An 897-nucleotide genomic window follows, 5' to 3' on the forward strand; every position below is an offset into this window, starting at 1 on the left:
GCGCCGTGACGTCTGTGGCATCGGTGATGAGTGACGCGATGCCTTCGTGCAGGAGCCGGTGCGTCCCAGCACTGGAAACGCTGGTCACCGGGCCGGGCACGGCGCCGACTGGACGGCCGAGCTGCGCGGCGCGAGCGGCGAGGTTGAGGGAGCCGGAGCGGTAGCCGGCCTCCACGACGACGGTCGCACCGGAGAGGTCACCGAGGATGCGATTGCGGGCGAGGAACCGCCACATGGTCGGCGCGGAACCGGGTGCCATCTCGCTAGCGAGGAGCCCGAGGTCTCCGACTCGTTCCAGCAGCTCGCGGTTGCCGGATGGGTAGAGGCGATCCAGACCGCCGACCATGACGGCGAGAGTCTGCCCGCCAGGAGCGAGCGCGGCTCGGTGTGCGGCTGCGTCGATGCCGTAAGCGCCGCCGGCCACGATGATCCGCCCTGCATGGGTCAGGTCGGAGGCGAGTTCACCTGTGATGTGCTCGCCGTAGCTCGTGGCGGCGCGGGCACCGGTGATCGTCACTCGATCGCTCAGCGTGGCGCTGAGGAACGAGACCGTGCCGCGCACCCACAGCACGGTCGGGGCGCGCTCGCCCAGGTCGTTCAGTGCGGTCGGCCAGTCACGGTCGCCGGGGATGAGGATGTGCAGTCCGAGGCGGTCGGTCTCCGACAGTGCTTGCGTGACCGTGCGGGCGTCGAGGCGTGGGGAGACTTTGTTACGCCACAGCCCGGCGTCGACCGAATCGACCTTCTTCGGGAACGCGCCGGTGCCGGCCGCCAGGCGCATGGTCTCGACCGCGCCAACCGCCGCGATGAGCCGGCCGGTCACCGCGTCGTCGGGCTCCAAGGTCGCCGCCAGGGCGACCCGTGCGGAGCGTTCGTCCTTGGCGAGAGAAGTGATCG

1 protein-coding gene is annotated in these 897 nt (G+C 70.6%); it reads right to left on the reverse strand.

The genetic code is table 11. The features are described from left to right. On the reverse strand, positions 1–897 hold an 897-nt coding region (locus tag ACFWJO_RS36990), incomplete at both ends, for a DNA-processing protein DprA (protein WP_386872498.1).

The sequence above is a fragment of the Streptomyces sp. NPDC127092 genome, from assembly GCF_042722475.1.
Classification (GTDB): domain Bacteria; phylum Actinomycetota; class Actinomycetes; order Streptomycetales; family Streptomycetaceae; genus Streptomyces.